Here is a 7,196-nt window from a genome sequence, read left to right on the forward strand (position 1 = left end):
CGATGAACTTCAGCCGTTCATCCATAAGGCTACACTCCTTCCACGGCACTCCGCGATCCTCCGCAAAGCGCCAATTGTGTAACCTATGTGTCCGCAATGAACTGTGACCCATGTCTCGGGTAGGTCATCAAGCACTTAGAAGAATTATCTGATCTCGGCTTTTTCGGCAACTCACCAAATACTCACCATTGAGCGTGTTTCGTGAGTGCCCATAAAGGCGAATCTGATGCCCAATAAAGCCTCGCTAGCAGCGGGGCTTTATCTCGTTTGGCGGCCCGGAATGGGATCGCTCAGTGAATGCTGCGTGTCTTCCGCCTTGATCGCTCGGCTATAACGAACCAGTCAGGCGCATATCCATTCCTCCAGGTGAGGTCCGCTTCAGCGTCGTGCTGCTCTTCAGTAGGTTCCGGCTCAAAATCGGGGTCGCCGTCAATTTTATCGAGCAGACCGATCAGGCGCTCAATCTCGGCAGAAATAGCTTGGCGGTCCAGCTTCATTGATCCCTCCAGCGAACAGTGAGTTCGCCGTCGAGGGCTTGCACCGCTCGGCCAATGGCTTGATAGTTGAGCCGTTTTTTGAAAAGCCATCCAGCCTGTCTGAAATAGCGCTTTGTTCTGGCAAGCTCGTCCAGATCCCTCATCGAATAATTCAGTTCGGCGCATCTTTGCCGAATGGCGTCGAGAACCGCGTGACCTGTGATTTTTAAGGGCTCTTGTTTGCGGCGTATCCCGTGGTAACGGCAGATGTTTCCTATCTGGCCCAATGTTCTGTGCGGGAATGCCTGCCGGATCTCTTCTGGTGTGCCATTTGGCACAACTCTGCGCATTTTTGAAAGCTCGCTTGCTGTGACCAGATTTCGCTGCGGACGAAGGCCTAGCTTCTGACAGCGACCACGTAGCGCACTGTACGATCGGTGAGGAAGCTTTTTTATCAGGACCGTATAATCCACCCCATACGTCCTGCACAGTTCATCTTCTTCAGGTGTCCAGAGCGCATCGCCTTTTGGCGTTGTGCCGCGATACCGGATACGACGGTGAGCGCGGTCAGCGCTCCTGGCATTATGGGAATAATCGTTCAGGTACATTCTTCGCTCCATGGCTAGAAAGCACCCCGCCGCGAGCACTCAAACAATCTGAGGGCCGTCACTCAAGAAGCAAAAAATATTGTAACCGATAACCCCGCTTTCAAAACTGAAATGTGTTAATTCCTGTTAACTTTTTGATTTGTAGGGGTTGTTGGCGAAGATCTGCCCGGCACCAAATTGCAACCGATCGTCGGGTTAGCCTTTCCCCCAAAGACGGCCAGGGCGCGCAAGCGCGTTTATGCTCGCCCTTAAAATGGTATATCGTCATCAAGGTCGCGGCTAAATCCTCCCCCTTTCGAGGGTTTTTTTTCCTCGTTTTTTTCTTTTATCGGCCATTCTGGGGCTTTGAGTTGGGCTGCAACAAGCGCCGCCTGCATAGCTTTGCCAGCGGCAAAATAATCGTTTGCTTTTTTGTCGTCATGGATTTGGATGAATTCGTCTATTCTCGGCCAAAGCACGTCCACATAAAAGTTCAAAAAGGAACGTTTTTCCTTAGAGGCCCAAAAGAACGGCCAATGCTCTCTGCAAAACGAGAGGCGTTTATCCTCTTCAAATGTGGGATAAAATTCCCGCCTAGCTGCAATTGATAGCGCTCTGACGCCTTCGCTGATGTTCCAGAAATCTGACCATCCCAACGTTCCACCCATTAAGTAGTCAGTCACTGTTTCTTGTTCTGCGGCGGTCAAGATCGCCCGTTCGACAACGGTAGTGATCGTCTGCCCCTTCAGCCGAGATACATATTCAAGAACGAAACGCGTTTTAGGATCCAGTCGAATGGTAAGTGTTTCACTCTTGCCTGCTCGGCTCGTTTCTCGCGCCATTGCCACGTACTCCCAGTTACCCACTGTAAGTACACGTACTGAATAAAAAGTGCAAATAGCGCTTGACTGGTTACGGTTAACAGGTATCGTTGCCGTATTGCAAATGCAGTACGGCGAGGCGCAACGCAATGACAGCGCATGTCGAACGTGTAGGGAACATAGAGCTGATTTGGCAGGTTGAGGCGATCGCTGCACTTATCGGTCGTACAGAAAGGCAAACTTTTCACCTCCTCAAATCGGGACAGCTTCCCGCGAGAAAAGTCGGCGGACGATGGGTTGCTGAAAAGTCCCGTCTGGTCCGGTTTTTCTTAGAGGATGCAGCATGTTGAGTAAAAAACAAAAAGGCCCGGCGGAAGCTGCCACTTCCCCGAGCCAGAGTTCAGCAAATCCATAGAAGGAAAAGCTAATGAACCAGTCATTAGATAGCATAGCAGCCGCCAGCCTGGCAACGGTCGATCTGGAAGAGGCTCTTAATGACCTTGCCACCATGGCGAACATCGCGGCGCAACTGATCGAGCGAGCCCTTGGCGACGGCAGCCATGAAGATATTACCGGCCATCCCGACAAGTATTTTTTGACGTCTCAAGAGCTGAACCGGATTGTTTGGAGCGCATACAAAACCGACCAGATGGCCTGCAATCTTCTGAAGGCCTTCAACGGGAGGGCGCTGGCATGAGCACGCGCACCAAACCGACGCAATTCGCCAGGGACCTATCCTTTATGTCGCTCAAGATCCCGCGCGGCACCGGCATCGATTATTGGATCGTTGAAGGAACCGGCGGCTACGGGACGGATTGCGACAAAGGCCATGAACTGGCGTTAGAGCTTCTTTCCTATGTCGCACAGCATCCGAGCTACGGCAATGCCACCCTACTTGCGAGCATCGTCGGTTGCATGATCACGCGCCACGAGGTTCAGGAGAAAGGACGCCTTACAGGCATTGAGATTGCCTTCCTCAACCGGGTTAGCCTCCACGCAGCCACTGCCGCCCGTTTTATAGGGAGGGGTGATCTGTGAGCGCTGATCAGGAATACACGGTGGACGACATCATTGGGGACCTGTCCGACCTGCATGGGCTCCTGGAGGCTGTCAGGGTATTTCTCGATGGCATGGATTATGGCGTTGGCAAAGAAAGAAACCACCAACTGGACCGAGTTGCCTCGTTGACCAGTATCGCCAGCCGATTTTCAAAGCAGATTTTGGAGTTGACGGATGCCAACTACCGGCAACTGAAGGCGGGGAGGGCGGCAGAATGAGTAACTTCAATCGCGAGCCAGCCCATACGACCAGTCGCCCGCGCCTTCGCCGGAAAGAGGTGCCAGCCTATCTACAAGATAGGCATGGGATAGACATTGCCTACGCCACGCTGGAAAAGCTCGCCACCATCGGTGGCGGGCCTGCCATGCAGTATGCCGGGCGCATCCCCCTCTATCATCGTGATGACCTCGACCTGTGGGCGGAAGCTCGCCTGTCAAAGCCGGTCAGGTCGACTTCAGAAAGGGGGCTGTGATGGGGATCATTCATACCGGCACTCGCTTCAGCATTCCCAAATTTCTGGCGGAAACGGACACGATAAGGCCGAACCTGCGAGAAGAGCATGCGCTGGCAATCCAGATCGCAGAATCTGCGTTGCAAGTGGCCTACGCCTGTCAGGCGTTTCCCCAAACTGATTTTGTTCAGATCGGATGCTACGGCAGGCTATTTGTGGAGCGTTCGCGGTTTGTCGGGTCGATGACAGCCTTTCAGACGTTTTTGAATAACAAGGCCGGTAGTTGATGACCGGCAATGTGGAGCAGAACAATCAACCCGATTTCGTTCCAGAGGTAGAGCGTGAAGTTCTCGGCGCTCTTCTTCTCGGAGGCGACATTCGAAAGGTTTCATCCTTCCTGCCGCCGGATCACTTCGTTGTGGATGCGCATAGGGTGCTATTCGAAGCAGCATGCAGCGCTGCGGAGCAATATGGATCCTGCAGGCCTAACATTGTAGCGCGGCTCTTGCCGCCCGAGAGTGACGCGCTTTTCAAGCAGAGGTTCGAACAATCTCCGCAAGCCTATATCGCGAAGCTGGCGACGGATTGCGTCTATGGGGCTCCTAGATTGGACAAGACGGCTCATGCCGTGGTTGCCCAATGGGCTCGCCTTAAGGCTGCTGAGGAAGGGCTACGCCTCCACGCGGTCGCCAGTGATGCGGGGAACGATGCAGATAAGCTCATCAAGGACGTATCGCGTAATCTCGATGACATCGCATCGCACCTGCGCATTGGTCCAAAGCGGAAAACGCTCATCACCCTTGCCGAGGCGACAGAACAAGCGCTTGCGGAGGCCGAGGACGCCATAAATCGTGGAAGCGACGTTACCGGGGTCACATGGGGCTTGACTGACATCAATCGCCTGACTGGCGGACTGCATCCAGGAGAGATGGTTATTATTGGTGCCCGTCCTTCAATGGGCAAAACTGCATTTGCGGTTTCTGTGGCCGTGCGAGCGGCGAAATCCAATGCAGGTGTAGGCTTCATTTCTCTCGAAATGTCCTCAGCGAAGCTCGCGATAAGGGCTGCTACTGACCTTTCTTACGATTGGAATATCAAAGTCCCCTACAGCGATCTTATTGCAGGCCGAGCATCCAAAGAGGATCTGGAGAAAATAAAAGACGCCAGTCGAGAGGTAAATGGATTGCCGCTCATAATCGAGGAGCAATCAGGCCTTTCAATACCAGATATCCGGGTCAAGCTGGAAATCATGGCAGAGCGGTGTGAGCATGCCGGAAGTCCTTTGAAGATGTTCGTCGTGGACTACATGCAGCTCATTCGCCCAACTAATCGGTATCAGGGCAACAAGACAGCGGAAGTCTCAGAAATATCGTTTGGTCTGAGAAACATCGCGCGTGAATATGGCGTGGCGCTCCTAGCGCTGTCGCAGCTATCGCGTCAGGTGGAAAGCCGCGACGACAAGCGCCCGCAATTATCAGACCTACGCGAGTCCGGTTCCATCGAGCAGGATGCTGAGCTGGTAGCCTTCCTCTATCGGGAAGCATACTACCTCGAGAAGGCAAAGGGCAAAGACCCTGAAAGAGAATCAGACCGAATAGACCGGTTGATAGACTGCCAGAACAAGCTTGAGTTCATCGTCGCCAAGCAGCGCAACGGAGCCGTCAAAACGGTTGATCTCTTCGTTGATATCGCCTGCTCAGCGGTCAGAAATGCAGTGAGGTTTCAATGACGAATAGCACGGCAAGCAGGGCTTGGACGTGGCGGCACGCTATTGTTGGATCGGATCTGCCTTCGACAACGAGGCATGTGCTCCTCACGATATCCTGCTTCATGAATGATGTGGGTGAGGGGTGCTACCCCACCACAAAGCAGCTCGCGGAAGCGACAGGCCTGTCTGAACGGGCGATTTGCACCCACATCCAGATAGCCTGTGAGGCGGGTTGGATAAGAGTGTCTCAGCACGGTTTTCGCGGTCAGAAATGGCGCAACAATGAGTATCACGCGGTATGGCCAGATCGTGAAAAAGGCACTGAACCTGATTCAGTAGCTTCCGAAAAGGCACTGAACGTCCTTCCAAAAGGTACTGAACCTAACGACAGAAAGGCACTGAACGACGTTCAGTCTAACAGTCCAGTAAACAATCCAATTAAAGATTCTTTGTCCGAAACGAGTTCGGACCATGCTCCGAAGCGGAAGAAAAATCGGATCAGCTATCCGGAAGCATTCGATGCTCTGTGGCATGATTATCCGACCCATGCCAACATGTCGAAGAAGGAAGCTTTCGATGCGTGGCGCAAGCTGGACGATGATGACCGCCCGCAGGTCCATGCAGCGGTTCCAGGCTATAAATCCTTCCTCTCCCGAAAGCCGGATACCGAGGTAATCCATCTCTGCCGCTTCATCTCAAAGCGCCGCTTTGACGGCTTCGCAAGCGCGTTGGCCGCTCAAGCGCCGATGAAGGAGACTTCTGAGGATCAGTGGAACAAACGGCTGCGCTATGCTCGTCAACAGCAAGTTTGGTCAACTGAAAGCTTGGGGGGCCGATGCCAGCGCATCCAAGCTGCAAGGTTCCTCCTCACCTTCTCAAAGCCGAAGACGGTGCTGGCTGGAAGGAATGGAAGACAGAATGATGTCGGTGGAGAACTCTTTGATGAAGGATGGAGGCCGCAGCCATGCCAATTTCTGAACGAAGAGCGCGCGAGGCCTATGACAAGCTCAACCCGTGGCGTCCTCGGGTCGAGGCTGTAGCGGATGGAGCAATCTGCGAATTGCAGTTCAATGACATGGCTGGTCCGTTTGATGGCGGCGAAAAGAGATATTTCCTTGACGAAGGCGGGGACTGGTACAGGATTTCCCCTCCTGAAAGGGTTTGGCCGCACCCCATGTGTTTCCGTCCGGCGGCAGGAAAGCTGACCTCAGATCAGATGCACCAGATCAAACAAGCCACTGATCGTGGCGCAGACGGCTACTGAGACAAAGGATCGCTTATGACCAAGAGCAAGCAGACGAAAAAGCCAAAGCCTCAAGAGGCGGGCTTCGAGGGAGCCAGGATTTACCGGACAAAAGTCCGCATCACATCCAGCAGGTCGGAGGCACGCTCCGTTAGATCGAGGCCGGGGACGTTTGAATGGCGCTATGGCCGAAAATCAGCGGACGCTGCTCTGTACCATGCAGGAAGCCATTTCGCTGTCCTATGGGAGAGGGCAGGGACGGCTGATGCAAAATCCCCGAACCTGATGGGCTCGAACTCGACAGGCTGGAGGGGCCTTCCCGACGCCCGCTGCGATGCAATGTCGGAAATCGGCGCTGCCGTCGTAGATCTCGGGAAGCTCGTATCTTCCCGGCTTACGGACTACTGCGTCCACGGATTGACTGCTGCCGAGATTGCCCGGAAGTACGATCAGAAGGAACGGGACATGGCTCCGGTTCTGCACCAAGACCTGCGCGCCTGCGCAATTTTCTTCAGGTACCTTTAATCCACAGGACTCGTTTCGTGGCCGAAATAGATTTGACTTTTAACACGAAACATGGCACCAAATGTTCATGCGGCGAATTGCGACGCCAGATTAATAGGTTCTCCGCTCGCGGCCTCTGGCGTTACAAGCCAACCCCTTTCCGTAGGATTTCATCTGCCCGCGACTGCCAGCCTTTCCCAGTCGCCTTGAGCTTTGCCAGGACATCCGGTGATAAGCGTAGCGAAACCTGCTGTTTCGGGTTTTCGACGGGTGGCCGGCCACGGGAACGTTGAATGCTTGCGTGGAGATCGGGAAAAGCCTCTTTGAATGACTTGCCTTGTGCGAGC

At 53.8% G+C, this 7,196-nt stretch carries 12 protein-coding genes; 8 read left to right on the forward strand and 4 right to left on the reverse strand.

The window, feature by feature from the left end:
- Positions 1–290: 290 nt before the first annotated feature.
- The 3 genes from C5748_RS26985 to C5748_RS26995 form a co-directional block, all read right to left on the reverse strand.
- Positions 291–497: a hypothetical protein gene (locus tag C5748_RS26985; RefSeq protein WP_105746102.1), complete on the reverse strand. Its 207-nt coding sequence runs from the start codon at positions 495–497 to the stop codon at positions 291–293.
- Complete coding sequence (locus C5748_RS26990; RefSeq protein ID WP_105746104.1) at positions 494–1,084, reverse strand: hypothetical protein; 591 nt, start codon at positions 1,082–1,084, stop codon at positions 494–496. Before C5748_RS26990 ends, C5748_RS26985 begins: the two co-directional genes overlap by 4 nt.
- A 248-nt stretch (positions 1,085–1,332) precedes the next feature.
- Complete coding sequence (locus C5748_RS26995) at positions 1,333–1,905, reverse strand: hypothetical protein (RefSeq protein ID WP_105746106.1); 573 nt, start codon at positions 1,903–1,905, stop codon at positions 1,333–1,335.
- Between the two features lie 406 nt (positions 1,906–2,311).
- Here C5748_RS26995 and C5748_RS27005 point away from each other — a divergent pair, with 406 nt between their 5' ends.
- The 8 genes from C5748_RS27005 to C5748_RS27045 all read left to right on the forward strand — a co-directional run bounded on the left by C5748_RS27005 (position 2,312) and on the right by C5748_RS27045 (position 6,870).
- Positions 2,312–2,581 (forward strand): hypothetical protein, encoded by a 270-nt coding sequence (locus tag C5748_RS27005; RefSeq protein WP_105746110.1) that lies wholly within the window; start codon positions 2,312–2,314, stop codon positions 2,579–2,581.
- Positions 2,578–2,922, forward strand: coding sequence for a hypothetical protein (locus tag C5748_RS27010; RefSeq protein ID WP_105746111.1), 345 nt, complete (start codon positions 2,578–2,580; stop codon positions 2,920–2,922). The genes C5748_RS27005 and C5748_RS27010 overlap by 4 nt, the downstream gene beginning before the upstream one ends.
- Positions 2,919–3,161: a hypothetical protein gene (locus C5748_RS27015; protein ID WP_105746113.1), complete on the forward strand. Its 243-nt coding sequence runs from the start codon at positions 2,919–2,921 to the stop codon at positions 3,159–3,161. Before C5748_RS27010 ends, C5748_RS27015 begins: the two co-directional genes overlap by 4 nt.
- Positions 3,158–3,415: a hypothetical protein gene (locus tag C5748_RS27020; RefSeq protein WP_105746115.1), complete on the forward strand. Its 258-nt coding sequence runs from the start codon at positions 3,158–3,160 to the stop codon at positions 3,413–3,415. Before C5748_RS27015 ends, C5748_RS27020 begins: the two co-directional genes overlap by 4 nt.
- On the forward strand, positions 3,415–3,681 hold the full coding sequence (locus tag C5748_RS27025; protein WP_105746117.1) for a hypothetical protein: 267 nt from the start codon (positions 3,415–3,417) through the stop codon (positions 3,679–3,681). The genes C5748_RS27020 and C5748_RS27025 overlap by 1 nt, the downstream gene beginning before the upstream one ends.
- Entirely contained in the window at positions 3,681–5,123 is a 1,443-nt protein-coding gene (locus C5748_RS27030) for a replicative DNA helicase (protein WP_105746119.1), read from the forward strand. Before C5748_RS27025 ends, C5748_RS27030 begins: the two co-directional genes overlap by 1 nt.
- Positions 5,120–6,142, forward strand: a complete 1,023-nt coding sequence (locus tag C5748_RS28070; protein ID WP_146119641.1) for a helix-turn-helix domain-containing protein — start codon at positions 5,120–5,122, stop codon at positions 6,140–6,142. The genes C5748_RS27030 and C5748_RS28070 overlap by 4 nt, the downstream gene beginning before the upstream one ends.
- 239 nt (positions 6,143–6,381) lie before the next feature.
- Positions 6,382–6,870, forward strand: coding sequence for a hypothetical protein (locus C5748_RS27045; RefSeq protein WP_105746123.1), 489 nt, complete (start codon positions 6,382–6,384; stop codon positions 6,868–6,870).
- A 121-nt stretch (positions 6,871–6,991) separates the two neighbouring features.
- Here C5748_RS27045 and C5748_RS27050 read toward each other — a convergent pair.
- Positions 6,992–7,196: BrnA antitoxin family protein (locus C5748_RS27050; RefSeq protein WP_105745713.1), on the reverse strand; the 205-nt coding region annotated here is incomplete at its 5' end.

Source organism: Phyllobacterium phragmitis (assembly GCF_002980495.1).
Lineage (GTDB): Bacteria > Pseudomonadota > Alphaproteobacteria > Rhizobiales > Rhizobiaceae > Paramesorhizobium > Paramesorhizobium phragmitis.